Below are 18,060 nucleotides of genomic sequence, written 5' to 3'. Positions count from 1 at the left end.
ATTTCGTATTGGTTTAAGCCCCGATGCGCTGATTTATCACCTCGTAAACCGTAATCGACCGCTTAAGCAATAAAAAAAGCGAGGCCGGGCCAAAACCCAACCTCGCTCCTTTATTCTCGGCATTGCACCTGCGTCAGCGCCCAAACGGGCTATGCGAAGGCCTCATCCAGCAGTTTGGCCTGTTCCTTATCGTGGACTTTCTTGTAGCCCGTGGCGGGAGACGCCGTCGCGGGCCGCCCGATGTAGCGGAGCTTGACGCCAATCGCCTCGTTGTACAGGAAGTGCTCGCTGATGTAACTCCAGGCCCCGCTGTTGCGGCTTTCTTCCTGGACCCAAACGACCTCCGCACCTTCGTAGCGCTTGAGGATGGCGTTCACCTGGTCCGTGGGCAGCGGGAAAAGTTGCTCGAAACGAACGATGGCGACGTCGTCCCGCTGGTCTTTTTCCTTGCGCTGGGCGAGGTCGAAGTACACCTTACCGGAGCACAGCAGGAGCCGCTTGATTTTCTTGTTGCCCTTGGCAGATACCGTCGGGTCATCGATGATTTCCTGGAAGCGGGTGTCGGGTCCGAAGTCGGCCGCAGCACTGACGGCCATGGGGTGGCGCAAGCCGGATTTCGGGCTCATCACCACGAGGGGTTTGCGGAAGTTCCACTTCAACTGCCGGCGCAGGAGGTGGAAGAAGTTGGCGGGCATCGTCACGTTGGCCACCACCATATTGTATTCCGCGCAGAGCTGCAGGAAGCGTTCGAGGCGGGCGCTGGAGTGCTCCGGCCCCTGCCCTTCGTAGCCGTGGGGGAGCAGCACCGTCAGGCCGTTCATCCGGCTCCACTTGCTTTCGCCGGAGACGACGAACTGATCGAAAATTGTCATCGCCCCGTTGGCGAAGTCGCCAAACTGGGCTTCCCACACCACCAGGTTATCCGGGCTGGCCGTGGCGTAGCCGTATTCGAAGCCCAGTACGGCAAACTCGGAGAGGAGGGAGTTGAAGATGTGGAGTTTGCCCTGGCCTTCTTCCATGCCATCGAGGCGGTTGAGCTTTTGCTGGCCGTCTTCGCTGGTGAGCACGGCGTGGCGGTGGCTGAAGGTGCCGCGGCGGACGTCCTGGCCACTCATTCGTACGTTGTGGCCTTCCAGCAGGAGAGTAGCGTAGGCCGTCAGTTCGGCCAACGCCCAGTCGAGTTGGTCGCTTTCCACCGCCTTCTGGTAACCATCGTAAAGGCGATTGACCTTCGCCACGGGCGTGAAATTGCTCGGCAGGGTCACCAGGTGCCGGAGGATTTTTTTGACCGTCTCCAGCGCTACGCCCGTGGTAGGGGAGGAGGCAAAAAACTTCTCCTGCCAGTGGTCGCTTTCCAGCTTGCGCCAGGCTTCTTCCGGTGGCTGGTAGCGGTAGGGGATGTCTTTATTCTTGACATCGGCGTGGATGCCTTGCAGGCGCTCGTTGAAGTCTTTGCCGAGCTTCTTGGCGTCCTTTTCGGCAATGTCGCCCCGCTCGACGAGGCGCTTGATGTAGATTTTGCGCACGTCGGGGTGCTTCCTTACTTTTTCGTACATCCCGGGCTGGGTGTAGCCGGGGTCGTCTCCTTCGTTGTGGCCGTGCTTGCGGTAGCAGAGCATGTCAATGTAAACATCGGACTTGAACGTGTTCCGGTATTCGACAGCCAGGCGCGAAACGAACAGCACCGCCTCGGGGTCGTCGCCGTTGACGTGAAAGACCGGCGATTGGGTCACCGCAGCCACCCCGCTGGCGTAGATGCTCGTCCGGGCGTCTTTGTAATCGGTGGTAAAGCCGATCTGGTTGTTGATGATGAAGTGGATGGTGCCGCCCGTTTTGTAGGCTTCCAGTTCACTCATCTGGGCGGTTTCAAACATGATGCCCTGGCCCGCTGCCGCCGCATCACCGTGGATGAGGATGGGCAGGATGCGCTCGTAGTTGTTGCCGTAGAGCATATCGGCTTTGGCGCGGGCGAAGCCTTCGACGACCGGGTTAACCGCTTCGAGGTGGCTGGGGTTGGGGGCCAGTTTTACGTTCACCTCGTGGCCATCGCGGGTCCGGATGATGCTGCTGTAGCCCATGTGGTATTTGACGTCGCCGTCGCCCCGTACGTCTTCGGGGATGACGCCTTCAAACTCCTGGAAGATGCTTTCGTAGCTCTTGCCCATGATGTTGGCCAGCACGTTGAGGCGGCCGCGGTGGGCCATGCCGATGACGACTTCCTCGACGCCCAGGCCGGCCGCCTTGTTGATGAGCGTATCGAGGCCAACGATGGTGCTCTCGCCGCCTTCGAGGCCGAAGCGCTTCTGGGCCACGTACTTCGTTTTGAGGAAGTCCTCAAAGCCAACCGCGTCGTTGAGGCGACCCAAAATGTGGGTTTTGTCCTCGGCGCTCAGGCCATAGGCACGCTCGGGCTCGTGCTGCTCAATGCGGGTGCGGAGCCAGCGGCGCTTCTCGCGCAGGAAAATGTGGTCGAATTCAAAACCGACGCTGCCCAGGTAGACTTTCCGCAGGTGGTTGATGATTTCCTGCAGGGTGCTGGGGGGCAAAAACAGTTGCTCGGCCGCCTTGAAGGTGATGCCCAGGTCCGCTTCGCTCAGCTCAAACCGCGCCAACTCCAGGAGGGCATCGGGATCGTCAAATTCATTGATGGGGTCAATGGCCGCATCCATATGCCCACGCACGCGGTAGGCCTTGATGAGGGCAAAGACTTTGAGTTCCTTGGCAACGTGTTCCCAGTCAATACCCCCTTCCGATGTCTGGGGCAGCGCCGTGCCGTTGGCATGAACGGTGCCGTTGCCATTGTCGGTAGCGTAGTTAAAGCCGAGGAAAAAATCCCGCCAGCTGCTGTCGACGGAGTCGGGCTGCCGGGAAAACTGTTCGTAAAGGTTCTCGATGTAGCTCGGGTGAGCGTTGGAGATATGGGAGAAATTACTCATGATCTTGCTGATGGTCTCTGCGGATGTTTCCCCGGTCGCGGCAGGCAGTTTGCTGCCCACTTTTTGGCACGCTGCCGAGGGGAACGGACCGCACAACGAGGCCCGTTGGTAAAACAGCGCAAATTTCCGTAAAAAGAACGGGCTGCACCACGCTTTGGGGCGGAAAAGATTTAGAATATTTGTCCGCCCAGCGTAAAAGCCGTCATTCTGCTGGAAGAATGACCAGAACAGGATAAATATTGCCTGCCCTACCGGCCCGCCCGCTACTCCTTCATAAAGGCGAGCAAGCCCCGCAGGTCTTCCTCGGCCATCACCTTTGGAAATTTGATCTGCCCGCCTTTCTGTTTCTTTTTTTCCAGAAAGCGGTAGAGGGTATCCGCGTTGGTGATTTTTACCTTCACTCCCCGGAGGGCCTTACTCCGGGCCACCTGGTAGTTTTTGTTGACAGATTGCAGGTGCTCATCCAGAAAGGCAGCGGCCTGCTCCTCCGTGACCTGGCCTTTTTCCATGCCCAGCACCCACTGGTGGAGGTAGTCGTCGCCCTCCTCCGTGGCGATGGCCCCTACGGTAAATTCCTTGACGTCGCAGTCCAGCGCATCGTTCAGGGCCTGGATGGCGGCGTTGAGCTTTTCCTCGGAGAGCTGGGAACCTACCACGTTGAGCCAGTATTTGGTCCGGCCCGTGATGACCATCTCCATTTTGGCCTTGTCGGTAAATTTTATGGTGTCCCCGATCATGTAGCGCCAGGCGCCGGCCGGGGTGGACACCAGCAGGGCATAGTCTTTGTCTTCCTCCACCTCCCGGAAATCAAGGACGCGGGGTTTTTCCAGCAGGGTGCCCGTGGCGTCGAAGCCCTCGTTGGTGTGGGGGATAAATTCGTAGTAGATGCCGTGGTCCATGGCCAGTTCCATCGACATCGTACCGGGCCGGGCGTTGAAGGCAAAAAAGCCTTCGCTGGCCAGGTAGGTATCCATGATGATGATGGGGTGAGCCAGCAGGGCTTCGAAACTTTTGCGGTAGGGTTCGAAGGCGACGCCCCCGGTGGTATACACTTGCAGGTTGGGCCAGATTTCGTGGATATTCTTGAGCTGATTGACCTCGATGACCTTGCGGAGCATCATCACCATCCAGCTGGGGATGCCCGCCAGGGCACCCACGTCCCAGGTCGGGGCCGCTTCGGCAATGCGTTGCACGCGTTCGTCCCAGTCGGCAATCTTGGCAATTTCCAGGCCCGGCTTGTAGTAGCCCTCCATGAAATCGGGCAGGTTGCTCACGTTGATGCCACTGATTTCGCCTTCCCGCCAGCCGTCTTTCTCGTGGAGGTCGGCGGAGCTGGTGAGCATCAGGATGTCTTTTTCGAAGAGCTCGGCCGGCAGGTCGAAGTTGGCCAGGCATTCCGCCTGGCCGCGGCCTACCGCCTGGGTGCAGGCCAGCATGTCGGTGGTGACGGGGATGCGTTTGCTTTTTTTGCCGGTGGTGCCGCTGCTGAGGGCAAAAAAATCGGGTTTTCCCGGCCAGGTGATGTCGGGCGTGCGGCGTTGCTGTTTCCACCAGCGCTCGTTCAGCGCATCGTAGTCGTGGATGGGCACTGCGGCGGCGTAGGCCTGGCGGATGTCGTCCGCTTCCAACAAGCCGGAAAAGTTGTAGAACTTACCAAAGGCCGTGTTTTTCGCCGTCTCCAGCAGTTTGCGCAGCTGTCGCTCCTGGGCTTCCACCGGGTCGGAGGGCTCGTGGGGCAGCAGGGCATGCTTGGTTTCCAGCAGGGTTTTGATGATTTGTCCGAAAAAGGCCATGGGGGAAGGGCGAGTGATTTACACCCCCTCTAACCCCTCCGCTACGAGCGGTGTTTGCCCACCATTAAAACATCTTCTTCTTCCGGAAATAAAAGATTACCGCAAAGCTGAGCAGCATCGAAAGCGCGATGATCCCCGTAAAAGCCGCCGGATGCTGGCTTTCCTGAAAAGGCACCAAAACGTTCATCCCAAAAAACGAGGCGATGACCATCGGAACGGTCAGCACAATCGTAATCATCGTCAGCCGCTGGATGGTGATGTTGAGATTGTTCGAGATGATGGAACCGTAGGCGTCCATCGTCCCATTGAGGATGTTGGTGTAGATGTTGGCCATTTCCAATGCCTGCCCGTTGTCGACAATGATGTCCTCAAAAAGGTCACTGAGGTCTTCATCGTGGCGGATGCCCAGGAAGTCCGTGCGCTTCATTTTCATCTTCAGCAGTTCGTTGCCATTGAGGGCGTTGATGAAGTAGACGAGCGATTTCTCAATGCTGAGCAGTTGCTTGAGCTCCCGGTTCCTGCTGCTGTCGTACAGCTCTTTTTCGATGAGGTTGCGCTTGACGTTGAGGCGCTTCAGGCAGGTGAGGTAGCGGTAAACGGTGTGCTCAAAGATGCGCAGGACAAAGTTGGGCCGGTTGGCGGGGTTGACGTTTTTCACTTTGTTTTCCTCGAAGAGCCGCAGCACCGGGTGGCTCTCCGAAGCAGTGATGGTGATGATGTGCTCTTCCTGAAGAATGAGACCAACCGGCACGGTAATGTAAATGCCATCGTTATCCCCTTCCGCTTGGCTCAGCACCGGGGTGTTGATCACAATCAGGCGCGTTTCGTCTTCCCGCTCGTAGCGCGAGCGTTCGTCGGTATCCAGCGGGTCCGTCAGGAAGTCGATGTGAAAATCGTATTCCTTGGAGATGTTGGCCAGTTCATCGGCGGCAAAAGGGGGCCGCAGCTGGATCCAACAACCCGACTCCCAGGTTTCCACGGTTTCCAAACGGCCATTTCGGTAGGCATGGTAGCTGATCATGGCAGATGGCTTTGGTGCGCGGTGGCGAAGGTAAGGCCCGCTAACCCAGTCGGCCGGAATCCCCGCAAAAAAAGCCAGGGGAATTTTGCCAGCGGGCCAGCTCCCCCGTTTGGGGTGGGTGGGCTTCCTCCGCTCCTTTGTCCCTACTCCCCCCTTCGGGGGGTTGGGGGGGAGCACCTGCGGCCGCGCCCTACGGTTTTACAGTACGCTGCGGAACTGCCGCAAAAAGCGGACGTCGTTTTCGAAGAGCAGGCGGATGTCGGTGATGTTGTAAAGCAGCATGGCCTGCCGCTCAATGCCCATGCCAAAGGCGTACCCGGTGTATTTTTCGGGGTCGATGCCGCAGTTGCTCAGTACCTGGGGGTCCACCATGCCGCAGCCGAGGATTTCGAGCCAGCCCGTGCCCTTGGTGATGCGGTGGTCGTGTTCGGTTTCCAGTCCCCACCAGATGTCCATCTCCGCGCTCGGCTCGGTGAAGGGGAAGTAGCTGGGCCGCAGGCGGATGCGCGTCTGGTCGCCGTACATCTCGCGGGCGAAGTGCAGCAGGGTGGCTTTCATGTCGGCAAAGCTCACTTTTTCGGCCACGTAAAGCCCTTCCACCTGGTGAAATTGGGCGTGGCTGCGGGCGCTGATCGTCTCGTTGCGGTACACCCGCCCCGGCGCAATGATGCGGATGGGCGGCTGCTGGCTCTCCATCGTGCGGGCCTGAACGGGGCTGGTGTGCGTACGCAGCAGCATGGCCGCACCCGCACCACCGTGGGGTGGGGGAGGGCCCGCAGGCAGGCCTTCGCCAACGTAAAAGGTGTCTTGCATGTCGCGCGCCGGGTGGTCTTCGGGCGTGTTCATGGCGCTGAAGTTGTGCCAGTCGTCTTCTACCTCGGGCCCCTCGGCGACGGTAAAACCGATGCGTTCGAAGATGGCGACGATGCGGCGCATCGTCAGGGCAACGGGGTGGCGGCTGCCCAGGGGCAGCGGTTCGGCCGGAGCACTCAGGTCCAGGTCCGCGCCCGCCCCCGCGCCCGCCTGCTCCTGGGTGGCGGCGTGCAGGGCGTCAAATTTGGCCTGGGCCAGGTCCTTAGCTTCGTTGACCAACTGCCCGAAGGCGGGTTTTTCCTCGTTCGTCAGGTTGCGCATTTCGCCCATCAGGGGCTTGAGCACGTTCTTGGTGCCGAGGTAACGGATGCGAAAGGCCTCCACGGCTTCGGGCGTCGCCGCCGTCGCTGCCTCCATTTCCCGCATCAATTCCCGTACTTTTTCGAATGCCTGGTTTGTCATAGGGCGCAAAGATAGGATGAAGCACCTTTCTCCACCGCCCCCGCCAAAGATTCTGCTGGCTTTGCGCATTTTTTTCCACGGTGGTCCCTTTTTGGGCGCGGCCGCAGGTGCAGGGAACGGAAGAAGGGAGCAACGGAAGTCTCCCTCCGTGGTATCCCCTGAAAAAGCCCGTCCTTTACCCCCCGTACTTACCCGCCCATGCCGCTTTTCTCCCGCGATCATACCGAGTTGGCCCGCCTGTACCTGAGCCTGCTGATGCTGGCCGGGGTGGCCTTTGGACTGGTCTTTTCTCCCCCTTTTCTTTCGGTTGGCCTCATTGGCTTGGTCGTGCTCGGCCTGCTCGATCCGCTGGCCGGCCTGAACCCCCAGTGGCGAAAGCGCCTGCCCGCAACGCTGCGTTCGCCGTTTTTCTGGGGAATGTCCCTCCTGTATTTGGTACTGCTCCTGGGTTTTTGGCAAACGGAAGACTGGCCCTACTACACCGAACGCCTGCGCATCAAGATTCCTTTGCTGGCCCTGCCGCTCGTCTGGCCCGGCTTGCCCGACTTCACGGCGCAACAACGGGGCTGGATCTTCGGCGGCTTCGTCCTTTTCCTGGCCGCCGTTCTCGCCGCCGTACTGATCAACTACGCCCTGCATTTTGACGAAATCAACGGGATGATCGAACGGGGGCAGGCCATGCCCGTCCCCCGCAACCACGTCCGCTTCAGTCTGCTGGTGGCGCTGGCGACGCTCTTCAGCGTTGCCGCCTACCGCCTGCGGGCCGGGGGAAGTCGCTGGCTTTGGCTGGGGCTGGGCCTGTTTCTCTTCGCCGGACAACACTTTTTGGCGGTCCGCAGCGGACTGGCCGGCGCATACGGTGGGCTGGCCGTACTGGCAATGGCCCTGGCCTGGGAGCGCGGCACCTGGTGGCCGGCGCTTGCTGCCCTGCTGGGGCTGCTGCTCTTACCTGCGCTTGCCTATCTCACCATCCCCTCCCTGCGCACCAAACTCAACTACGCCCGCTACGAATTGCTGCACCGCGATCCTACCGCAGATACGGGGGCGTACAGCGACCAGGGCCGCCTCACCAGCCTCCGCCTCGGCCTCCAGGTTTGGCAAGACCACCCCTGGCTGGGCGTCGGCCCGGGCAACCTCCGCCAGGAGATGGACCGCCGCTACGCCTCCGCCCTGCCCGGGGCCGAAGCCAAAAGACCCCACAACCAGTTCATCAGCGCCCTGGCGGGTAGTGGCCTGCTGGGCGGCTTGCTCACGCTGGGCAGTTTTCTCCTACTCGCCGCCGTCGGTATCCGCCGGAAGGCACCCGTCTTCCTGGCGGTATGGACGCTCTTTTTCCTGAGCTGCCAGGTGGAAAATACCCTGGAGACCTCCGCTGGGGTCTCCATGTTCTGCGTCTTTTTGCTGCTGGCGCTGCCCGCTGCCCACCCCGTTGTTGCGCCTAAGGTATTGTCGCGGCTTTAGCCCGACTCCCCAGACCGAAGGTCCCCAAGGTATTGTCGCGGCTTCAGCCCGACTCCCCAGACCGAAGGTCCCCAAGGTATTGTCGCGGCTTCAGCCCGACTATTTGGATCTGCGGTCCTTATTTTGCCCATGGAGTTACCTGGAGTTAAGCATGAAGTTGCCTGGAGTCTTGGTAAGTATTGTCGCGGCTTTAGCCCCACCCAGCCCCTGCCCCGGTTTATTGAACCACTTATTTACCTACGGCCCACTAAGTTTTTGGTGCATTGCTTGAAGCGCTGACCCGATTTCATTCGTCAGCGCAGCGCCCCTCCTACGTAAAATCTTCAGCTGTTCCGGCGCTCCTCCGATGCGTACCCTGCACCAGACCTTAGTCAGTGCTGGGGCTCATCGGAGGTGTCGACGGAGCAGCGGCGTGGGGAAGCGACAGTGTAAATCGGCTAAAAAAAACCGGCCCAAGGAGTATCCCTGGGCCGGTTTTGGTGTAGGCTGCGTCAACGGCTCACGCGCAGTTAGCGGAAAATAGCCCTACGGCGTCACTACACCATTGCTGTTCGGGTCGTGGGCATTGTCGATCACGCCAGCCCACTCCTGGGGCTCTACTTCGGTATCGTGGGGGCGGGGGCCGATCAGCCTTTCCAGGTCTTTGCGGCTCAGCACCTCTTTATCCAGCAACTCCGTAGCCAGCAACTCCATTTGCTCCCGCTTTTCCGTCAGGAGGTCAATGGCCCGTTGGTACTGCTGATCGAGCATGATGCGCACCTGGGTGTCAATCAGCGTGGCCGTTTCATCGGAGTAGGGACGGGTGTAGGAATCACGGCTCATGCCGTAGAAGCTCACCTGTCCCACCTCGGGGTTCATCCCGTAAACGGTAGTCATGTCATAAGCCATCTTAGTCACCTTGTCCAGGTCATTCTGGGCACCCGTGCTGATTTTGCTAAACACCACCTGCTCCGCCGCCCGGCCTCCGAAGGTCATGCACATCATGTCCAGCATCTGTTCGGTGCGGGTGATGTACTGCTCCTTAGGCAGGTACTGTGCGTAACCCAGGGCAGCTACGCCGCGGGGGACAATGGTGACTTTCACCAGCGGACTGGCGTGCTCCAGGTACCAACCACAGATGGCGTGGCCCGCTTCGTGGTAGGCGATGATCTTTTTCTCGTCGGGGTGGATCAGCTTGTTCTTCTTCTCCAGGCCGCCAATCACTTTATCGAGGGCGTAGTTGAAGTCGTCCAGCGTGACACTGTCCTGGTTGCGACGGGCAGCAATCAAAGCCGCCTCGTTACAGATGTTGGCAATGTCGGCACCCGCAAAACCGGGCGTCATTTCCGCCAGCGTAAAAGCATCCACCGTGTTGGGGTCGATCTTGATGGTTTTGAGGTGAACCTTAAAGATGGCTTCGCGGCCCTTCAGGTCCGGGTTGTCAATGCCGATCTGCCGGTCAAAACGGCCGGGGCGCAGCAGGGCACTATCTAAGACATCCGGTCGGTTGGTGGCCGCCATCAGGATGACGCCCTTGTCAGTGCTGAAGCCGTCCATCTCCACCAGCAACTGGTTCAGGGTATTTTCCCGCTCGTCGTTGCCGCCCTGCATGTTGCCTTTGCCGCGGGCGCGGCCAATGGCGTCGATCTCATCGATGAAGATGATACAGGGAGCTTTTTCGCGGGCCTGCTTGAACAAGTCCCGCACGCGGCTGGCACCTACCCCGACGAACATTTCGACGAAGTCGGAGCCCGACATGGTGAAGAAGGGAACGCCCGCCTCACCGGCCACGGCTTTGGCCAGCAGGGTTTTACCCGTGCCGGGAGGGCCTACCAGGAGGACACCTTTGGGGATTTTGCCCCCGAGGGCGGTGTATTTTTTGGGGTTTTTCAGGAAGTCGACCACCTCGATGACTTCTTCCTTCGCTTCGTCCAGGCCGGCGACGTCGGCAAAGGTGATGTTCACCTTGCTGTTTTGGTCAAAGAGCGTCGCTTTCGATTTGCCGATGTTGAAAATCTGCCCGCCGGGGCCGCCCGCGCCTCCGCCGATGCGGCGCATCAGGAAGACCCAGATCAGGATGATGATCCCCAAAGGCAACAGCCACTGCAACGCTTCCCCCAGGTAGTTGGTGCGGTTGACGGGGTTAACCCGCACCCGCTCCTTAAAGGGGATCTCGAGGTTGTCTTGCGCCTCTTTGAGGAAGTCGGAAAACACGCCGGCGTCGGATACCTGCAACAGGTAGTCGTAACCCGCGCCACCCAGGCCCTTGGCGGCAGCGTCCTGGTAGGGGCCACCTTCGCCTTTTTTGGCATCGTCGATGTAAATCTCCGCCGTGCGGCCGTTGACGAGGTCGATCTTCACGATCGCCCCGCGGTCTTCCAGCATCTGGTAGAGCCGGGTCTTGTCGATTTCCGGCGTAGACCCCGTTCCCAGGCTCGAGATGACCAGAGCCAGGAGTACCAAAGACATGATGGCGTAGAGCCAGTAACTTTGGAACTTGGGGCCGCCAGCTTCGGGCTTGTTATCTTGATTGTTCGTACTCATATGATTAAGGCTAACGTACGATCTCCCATTTCGTTGGGTGGAACCGTGCGGTATTTAGGCTAATGACAAATCAGGGGTTATCAAAGGCCTTGAAGATTCCGTCGCTCCACAAGTCTTCCAATTGGTAGAACTTACGGGTGTCGGGGTGGAAGATGTGGACTACAATGTCGAAGTAGTCCAGGCACACCCAATTGGCCTGCCGTCCACCGGAGGCGGCCTTGGGGAGTTCCCCGAGCTCGTGCTTCATCCGTTTTTGGACGTTGGCAGCGATGGCACTTACCTGCGTGGAGGAGTCCCCCTCGCAGATGAAAAAATAGTCGGCAGGGCGGTCTTCCAACTTACGCAGGTCAATGCGCACCGACTTCTTTCCTTTGATGTCCTGGATGCTTTCCAGGATCAGCTCCAGGCGGACTTCCATCGTTTTCGATGCAGCCTGCGGAGCGCGTTTTACGGACGTATTCAAATCAATAATTTAGCTGAAACATTAGTAGCAAAAATCGTTCCCTTTAAGAACGACGTCAAGGGGGCGAAGGTTACCTTGCGCAGTAAATATACTCAAAACCGCATTGGTTCAAGTAACTCCTCCACTTTGCGCGTAGGCTCCTCAAGGGGGGAAGCACGGCGCTGGAATCTTTCAATTGCCCGCTTTTGTCTTACGCTAACATTCAGCTATTTCCTAAAGTTTCCTACCGCTTTGATTCCGTAGACAGCACCAATGCGGCGGCCATCCGGGCCATCAATGCCGGCGAATGGCCGGAGCCGGGGGCCGTGTTTTGGGCGGAAGGACAGTCGCAGGGCCGCGGACAGGGCGGTAAGCACTGGCACGCCACCCCCGGTGCCAACCTCACGGTCAGCATCGTGGCCTACCCCAGCCACCTGCCCCTGCACGCCCTTTTCGCCCTCAACCAGTTGGCCGGCATCGCCGTGGCCCATACCGTACAGGCCTTCCTGCCAGCCGAATGGCAAGACGCCGTGCGCCTGAAATGGCCCAACGATGTGTACGTCGGCCAACAGAAAATTGCCGGTATCCTCGTCCAGAATGGCCTGCGCGGCAACCAGCTGGCCTGGTCGGTCCTCGGGATCGGCCTGAACGTCAATGAGGCAGCTTTTCCTGCCGAATTGGCGGCCTCCGCCACTTCCCTCCAAATCCTGACCCGTCGGGCCCACGACCGCGAAGCCGTTGCCACTCAGCTCTGGCAAGCCCTGAGCGCATCCTACGCCCGCACCGCCCCGGATCAGCTCGCCGCGCTGGGAGACCAGTACCACCACCTACTTTACCGCCTGAACGTAGCGGCCCATTATCGCGAAGTCGCCACCGGCCAATCCTTCCAAGGCACCATCCTGGGCGTCGATGCCGCTGGCCAACTCCGCCTGGGCCTGGAGGATGGCACCGAAAAGGCCTTCTCCCTACAGCAATTGCTTTTTTTGTAGGGATTGAGACTGTTCATCTAAGTGTGTCCCCCATTTACAAACGAAGACGAGGGGATAAAACCCCCTCGCTACACTGGGCGACTCTCCGGGTCTGGGCAAAAACCAGACACACTCAGATGAACAGTGTTTAGGGATTTAGTGGTAAAGTGGAGAAGGCTCCTCTTTCCCCCTTTCTTCCTTTACTCCTTTCCCCCTTTGCTCCCTTACTCCTTTCCCCGCACCTGCGGCCGCGCCCTACTTCTCTTCCAGCTCCAGGTTCTGCTCGATGCCGCGTTCGATGGGACTGACCCCCTCGGCCATCCACTTTGGCATGGGAGCGTCCTGAAGATAGTAGTCAAAGAACTGGGCCATGCGGGTCTGGAAGTCGGCGCGATTGGGCGCTTTTACCGGCCAGTGGGGCTCTCCGCGGTAATTGAGCATCCAGGCGGGTTTGCCCAGGCGGCGCAGGGCCGTAAACCACTCAATGCCCTGGTACCAGGGCACGGCCCCGTCGGCGTCGTTGTGCAGGATGAGCAGCGGTGTGTTGATCTTGTCGGTGGTGAACAAGGGACTGTTTTCGAGGTACCGCAGCGGGTACTCCCAAGGGCTGCCGCCGATGCGGCTCTGCGTGCGTTCGTACTGGAACTGCCGGCTAACGCCCGTACCCCAGCGGATGCCGCCGTAGGCCGAGAACATGTTCACCACCGGTGCGCCCGCTTCCACTGCGGCAAAAAGGTCGGTTTTGGTTACCAGGTAAGCCGCCTGGTAGCCCCCCCAGCTGTGCCCCTGCATCCCGATGCGTTTCCGGTCTACAAAGCCCTCGCCAAGCAGGCTGGTCACGCCGCTCATCACACAGTCGTAAGCACTCTCCCCTGGGTAACCTACGCGATAAATGACGTCAGGATTGAAAATGAGGTAGCCTTTGCTGACGTAGTGGGCGTAGTTGATGGACGAGCGCCCGGGCACGGGCGTGCGGTGGCTGTACACACTCTCGCTGCTGCGTTCGTAGTAGTTGACGAGCAGCGGGTACTGCTTGGTAGGGTCAAAGCCGTCGGGCTTAACCAGGATGCCGCTCAGCGTCCGGCCCTGGTTATCGATCCACTGGTAGCGTTCGGCGGTACCCCAGGCAAAGTCTTCCTGCTGGGGGTTGGCGCGGGAGATGGTGGGGGCCGCTTTACCCAGGTCGGCGGTATAGCGCAGGTCGGGGAATTCACGGAAGTCTCCCTGGGTGTAGAGGTAGCGGTCGGCCAGGCGCGCCTTCGTGAAACTGCCGTAGCTTTTGGGGCCGGATTGCAGGATGCTGACTTTTCCGTCACTAAAATTGAGCCAGCCGAAGCCTCCGTGGTAGGTGTCCTGGTAAAAAACGCTGACGAGTTGGCGCACGGCGGGGTCAACGTAGTGATTTTCGGGGTCGAGGTCTTGCAGGCGGTAGGTCTGCCCTGCTTCGCGGCCCCTGGTCAGTCGCCGGGCGGCGCTTTTACCGCTGGGGTCGAGTTGCCAGAGGTCGTAACGGTCGTAAACTAAAAAAGCCTTCCCGCCGCGCAGGGTGCCGGCGTAGCCGTAGTCATCGGGGTGGGCGGGCTGGTCATTGCGCTCGTCGTAGAAAATGCCGGTGGCGTTGGTGGTCAGTACGTGGGCCTGGCCGGTAGCGGGGTCGAAGCTGTTCCAGGTCGTATCGGTGGGGTTGTACCACACCAAATATTGCCCGCCTTCGAGCCAGCGGACGGGGGTGAGCTCACCGTCCAGCATCGCCTGCCGCTGGCCATTGGCCAGGTTGATGAGGGTGGTATTGCGGGCGCTGGGAAAACCTTCCCAGGTGGATGACTTGGCGTAGGGCCGGTCATCGTACACCAGCGCGTACGGGCCATTGCCACCCCGGGGCAGGTATTCGTAGGGCCGCTCGGGCGTAGCCAGTTCGAGGGCACCGCCGGTTTTGGTGCGGTAGACGGCCAGGTAGGTCCGTTTTTGTTCTTCTTTGAGCCGGACGTTCTCCTGGGTATATAGCCTGGGATCTTCCGTGCGCCAGACTTCCACGTCGGCCACTTCGTCGTCCAGCAGGGTCGTATCCCGCTCGGGGCGGCGGGGGGTGGTGCCGAAGTAGAGGTAGTCTCCGTTATCGCTGAAGTAAGGCGTACGGTCGTCGCTGATGCGGTAGCCGGAGGGCAGCCACGCGCCGGGGTCGGCGCTGACCTTCGTAGCCGCGCTTCCCTGCCGCCAGTGGTGGAGATGAAAGGGTTTTTGGGGGTCCTTGCTGTCTTTTTCGGCGCTCAGAAAAGCGGCTTGCAGCCCGTCGTGGCTCAGGGCCAGGCCGGTGTAGCTGCCCCCGCCGGCCTGGAGGGCCTTCCAGGGCAGGGTGCGGGTGTCGAGGTAGAGTACGCCTTCCTGCCAGCTGCTGTCTTTGGCGGCCTGGTGGGCCAGTACCATGGGTTGGTCGCGGGCCAGGACGTAGCCCAGTACGCCCTCCAGGTAGAAGCTGTCTTGGGTGGTGTAGCTGCGCACCACCAGGCGCTTGGCGTCTTTGTCGAGCCCCTTGCGCAGGCTGTCGGGCAGGGCCGACGTGGTGGTGTAAGCGTAGTCCGTCCCCCAACGTTCGCCCGTTTTGAAGTTGTAGACGTGGGGGATGATGGTGGGGGTGGCTTCGCCGAGTTTCCAGACGAGGAGGCTATCCATCTCCGCCAGCTTCTCTTTGGCTTTTTTCTTCTCGCTGAGCTTGATGCTGCGCGTTTTTTCCAGCGAGGGCTTCAGCAGGCCGATCAGATGGGTGCCCTCGTAGTTGAGCCGCGCCTGGTGCAGGCGGGGGATGCGGCGTTCCGCTTTGCTGGCGGGGTGGTAGAGTACCGCCACGGGGTCGCCAACGTCGGCTTGCAGGGTGTAAAGGACGTAGCTCCCGTCGGCGCTCAGCACTTCGTTTTCAATCTGTTTCCACGCTTGCATGTCTTCTACGGTGATGGCTTTTTTGCCGGGGAGAGCAGCTTGCTGGGCGCGGACGCAGGTGCAGGGCAGGCCACCGAAGAGCAGGGCGAGGACGAGCGGGAGCAAAGATTTTGGCATGGCGGGCAATTGTTGTCAGCCCGCAAGATAAGGTTCCCGCAGAAGGAGCGCAGGATTTAAACCCCGCAGCCTGCGCGTCACTCCCGCAAAAAATCACCCCCGGCGGCCCCAGAGGAGGATTATTCGCCCGACCTTAGCGCCCCATGGCAAGTTCTGCTGACTATTTTATTGGTCTTGATCTCGGCACTACCTCCGTCAAAGCCTGTGCTTTCGACCGCAGGGGGCAGCTGCTGCACAACACCAACCAGGCCTACCCCCTGGAGCATCCCTCGCCCGGTGCAGCCATCCAGGATCCCGCTCTCCTGCTGAAGGCGGCCGAGCAGGCGCTGCAAGATTTGATTCGGGAAAGCCCCGGCACTCCAGGCGGCGTGGGCCTGAGTTGCCCCATGCACGGCATCTTTCTGCTGGATGAACAGGAAAGGCCACTGACCGAGATCATCACCTGGGCCGATACCCGCGCCGAGGTGGTGATGGCCGACTTTTCCCCCGCCCAGCGCCGCGAGTTGCTGCGGTGTACGGGGACGCCGGTACACCCCATGTCGCCGTTGGTCAAATACCGCTGGCTGCGCCTCCACGATCCCGGGCTGTTTGCCGAAGCCCGCTACGTGCGCGGGATCAAAGAAATCCTCACGAGTGCCTGGACGGGCCAGGCGGTGCTGGACGAACAACTGGCGTCTGCTACCGGCCTCTACGACAGTGTTGCGGGCGAGTGGTCAGCCCTGGCCCTGGCCGCCGCCACCGCCCCGGGGGCGTACACCAAAGATGAACCCCGCTTGCCCACCGTTCGCCCGGCCACCCACCAGCTGACCTGGTTGCCGGAGGTGGCCGATCGACTGGGTCTTTCCGGCGTACCCCTTTTCCTGGGGGGCTCCGACGGTGTTTTGGCCAACCTCGGCAGCGGCTTGCTTTCGCCGGAAGAAGTGGCCATCACCGTGGGCACCAGTGCTGCGGTGCGCGCCACCCACCGCCAGGCGCGCATCGACCCCGCCCACGGGCTGTTTAACTACCGGATGCTGGACGATTACTACGTCGTGGGTGGTGCCTCTAACAACGGCGGCAAAGCCCTGGAATTCTGGCAGGAATTGCTCGTCGGGCATTTCACTTCCGTGGGCGAGTTCATCAACGCCGGCCTCAGCGTAGCGCGGGAAGACAGCCCTGCCTTCCTCCCCTACCTTTACGGCGAGCGCGCACCCATCTGGGACGCCAGTGCCACGGCCAGCCTGCAAGGCCTGCGGGGTTTTCACGATCACCGTCACCTGGCCCGCGCGGTGCTGGAGGGGGTCACCGACAACCTGCTGGCCATCCTCCGTCAACTGGAGGCCGCCGTCGGTACCCCCCACCGCCTGCACGTCAGCGGCGGCATCACCCAAAGCCCCGCCTGGATGGACCTGCTGGCCGAACGCTCCGGACGGCCAACGGCCGTCGCCGATGCACCCCAGGCCAGCGCCTACGGCGCCGCCCTCATCGCCCGGCTGGGTACGGGAGACCTCGCCAGCCTCAAGGAGATTTAATTTAACGTGGGGTTGAGCCCTCGCGATCATCACAACTAATTGGTCTTCAACGGCCTTTAGCAAGCAGTTCGGTAGTACTGTAGTTCGGTAGTGTACAATGCCCCGCTACCGAACTACAAAACTACCGAACCCAAAAAGCGTTGCGATCTAAGCATCCGAAAATCAGCGAATATCTACGTTGCATACCCCCAACCTGACGTTAACTTACTCACTGCCCACAACCTTATATTACCATCAGCGCCACTGCCGATCTACTCAACCGCTACCACGACCGCTTCAACCAGCGCGACTTCATTGCCAACGACCCCATCGGGCTGGTCCACGCCTTCAGCGACCCCCTCGACCGGGAGATCGCTGCCTTTCTGGTTGCCACCCTCGCCTGGGGCCGCCGGGCCACCATCATCGAGAAGGGAGCACAACTGCTGGAACTGATGGACGGTGCACCCCACCAGTTTATCCTGGAGCACCGCCCGGAAGACCGCGCCCGCTTCGCCAATTGGAAACACCGGACTTTTACGCACGTCGACACCGATTATTTCCTGGATTTCCTGCAGTGGTACTACCAACGGCATCTCTCTCTGGAAGATGCCTTTGCCCGCCACCTGCGGCCCGAAGACCAGACCATCGAGCCCGCCCTGCTGGGCTTTCACCATCTTTTTTTCAGCTTGCCCGACGCCCCCTTGCGCACCCGCAAGCACGTAGCTACCCCCGCCCGGAAATCCCGCTGCAAACGCCTGTGCATGTTCCTGCGCTGGATGGTCCGCCAGGATGCCAACGGCGTGGATTTCGGGGATTGGAAACGCATCCGGCCGGCCCAGCTCTGCCTTCCGCTGGATGTCCACGTAGAGCGTGTTGCCCGCAAACTAAAACTCCTCCGGCGCAAGCAAAACGACTGGCAGGCGGTGCTGGAACTGACCGCTGCCGTGCGCCGCTTTGACGCCGAAGACCCGTGTAAGTACGACTTTGCCCTGTTCGGGATGGGGGTAGAAGGTTTGGCCTGAAAAAGAAGCGAGGCAATAATTATACCCAAAAAATGGAGATAGTGCACAAAAAAAAGAACCTCCTGGCCCATCATACAG

At 60.3% G+C, this 18,060-nt stretch carries 11 protein-coding genes; 4 read left to right on the top strand and 7 right to left on the bottom strand.

Annotated elements, in window-relative coordinates; translation table 11 throughout:
* Positions 1–149: 149 nt before the first annotated feature.
* The 4 genes from H9S92_RS15705 to H9S92_RS15690 all read right to left on the bottom strand — a co-directional run bounded on the left by H9S92_RS15705 (position 150) and on the right by H9S92_RS15690 (position 7,025).
* Positions 150–2,936: a 2-oxoglutarate dehydrogenase E1 component gene (locus H9S92_RS15705; protein ID WP_187467642.1), complete on the bottom strand. Its 2,787-nt coding sequence runs from the start codon at positions 2,934–2,936 to the stop codon at positions 150–152.
* A gap of 263 nt (positions 2,937–3,199) precedes the next feature.
* Positions 3,200–4,729, bottom strand: a complete 1,530-nt coding sequence (locus H9S92_RS15700) for a GH3 family domain-containing protein (RefSeq protein WP_187467641.1) — start codon at positions 4,727–4,729, stop codon at positions 3,200–3,202.
* A 64-nt stretch (positions 4,730–4,793) separates the two neighbouring features.
* Positions 4,794–5,750, bottom strand: coding sequence for a magnesium transporter CorA family protein (locus tag H9S92_RS15695; protein ID WP_187467640.1), 957 nt, complete (start codon positions 5,748–5,750; stop codon positions 4,794–4,796).
* Between the two features lie 198 nt (positions 5,751–5,948).
* Positions 5,949–7,025, bottom strand: coding sequence for a phenylalanine--tRNA ligase subunit alpha (locus H9S92_RS15690; RefSeq protein ID WP_187467639.1), 1,077 nt, complete (start codon positions 7,023–7,025; stop codon positions 5,949–5,951).
* Between the two features lie 198 nt (positions 7,026–7,223).
* On the opposite strand from H9S92_RS15690, the gene H9S92_RS15685 reads away from it, so the two are divergent.
* On the top strand, positions 7,224–8,486 hold the full coding sequence (locus H9S92_RS15685) for an O-antigen ligase family protein (protein WP_187467638.1): 1,263 nt from the start codon (positions 7,224–7,226) through the stop codon (positions 8,484–8,486).
* A gap of 525 nt (positions 8,487–9,011) precedes the next feature.
* On the opposite strand, the gene ftsH is transcribed toward H9S92_RS15685, so the two are convergent.
* Together ftsH and rsfS are read right to left on the bottom strand one after the other, a co-directional pair.
* Positions 9,012–11,009: an ATP-dependent zinc metalloprotease FtsH gene (ftsH, locus tag H9S92_RS15680; RefSeq protein WP_187467637.1), complete on the bottom strand. Its 1,998-nt coding sequence runs from the start codon at positions 11,007–11,009 to the stop codon at positions 9,012–9,014.
* A gap of 70 nt (positions 11,010–11,079) precedes the next feature.
* Positions 11,080–11,472, bottom strand: a complete 393-nt coding sequence (rsfS, locus tag H9S92_RS15675; RefSeq protein ID WP_246463919.1) for a ribosome silencing factor — start codon at positions 11,470–11,472, stop codon at positions 11,080–11,082.
* 185 nt (positions 11,473–11,657) lie between these two features.
* Here rsfS and H9S92_RS15670 point away from each other — a divergent pair, with 185 nt between their 5' ends.
* Positions 11,658–12,440, top strand: coding sequence for a biotin--[acetyl-CoA-carboxylase] ligase (locus tag H9S92_RS15670; protein ID WP_187467636.1), 783 nt, complete (start codon positions 11,658–11,660; stop codon positions 12,438–12,440).
* 234 nt (positions 12,441–12,674) lie between these two features.
* On the opposite strand, the gene H9S92_RS15665 is transcribed toward H9S92_RS15670, so the two are convergent.
* The gene (locus H9S92_RS15665; protein ID WP_187467635.1) at positions 12,675–15,470 is read right to left on the bottom strand and encodes an alpha/beta hydrolase family protein; all 2,796 of its coding nucleotides are present in this window, start codon (positions 15,468–15,470) and stop codon (positions 12,675–12,677) included.
* Between the two features lie 143 nt (positions 15,471–15,613).
* Between H9S92_RS15665 and H9S92_RS15660 the strand changes: the two genes are divergently transcribed.
* On the top strand, positions 15,614–16,981 hold the full coding sequence (locus tag H9S92_RS15660; RefSeq protein WP_187467634.1) for a gluconokinase: 1,368 nt from the start codon (positions 15,614–15,616) through the stop codon (positions 16,979–16,981).
* A gap of 227 nt (positions 16,982–17,208) precedes the next feature.
* Positions 17,209–17,982: a TIGR02757 family protein gene (locus tag H9S92_RS15655; protein WP_320055168.1), complete on the top strand. Its 774-nt coding sequence runs from the start codon at positions 17,209–17,211 to the stop codon at positions 17,980–17,982.
* Positions 17,983–18,060: the final 78 nt, after the last annotated feature.

The sequence above is a fragment of the Neolewinella lacunae genome (assembly GCF_014349155.1).
Classification (GTDB): domain Bacteria; phylum Bacteroidota; class Bacteroidia; order Chitinophagales; family Saprospiraceae; genus Neolewinella; species Neolewinella lacunae.
This window is presented reverse-complemented; position numbering and strand designations above follow the sequence as displayed.

Coding starts and splice junctions, on each gene's coding strand:
- H9S92_RS15690 (WP_187467639.1), bottom strand. CDS start 7,025: ATGACAAACCAGGCATTCGAAAAAGTACGGGAATTGATGCGGGAAATG.
- H9S92_RS15700 (WP_187467641.1), bottom strand. CDS start 4,729: ATGGCCTTTTTCGGACAAATCATCAAAACCCTGCTGGAAACCAAGCAT.
- H9S92_RS15705 (WP_187467642.1), bottom strand. CDS start 2,936: ATGAGTAATTTCTCCCATATCTCCAACGCTCACCCGAGCTACATCGAG.
- H9S92_RS15685 (WP_187467638.1), top strand. CDS start 7,224: ATGCCGCTTTTCTCCCGCGATCATACCGAGTTGGCCCGCCTGTACCTG.
- H9S92_RS15695 (WP_187467640.1), bottom strand. CDS start 5,750: ATGATCAGCTACCATGCCTACCGAAATGGCCGTTTGGAAACCGTGGAA.
- H9S92_RS15665 (WP_187467635.1), bottom strand. CDS start 15,470: ATGCCAAAATCTTTGCTCCCGCTCGTCCTCGCCCTGCTCTTCGGTGGC.
- H9S92_RS15660 (WP_187467634.1), top strand. CDS start 15,614: ATGGCAAGTTCTGCTGACTATTTTATTGGTCTTGATCTCGGCACTACC.
- ftsH (WP_187467637.1), bottom strand. CDS start 11,009: ATGAGTACGAACAATCAAGATAACAAGCCCGAAGCTGGCGGCCCCAAG.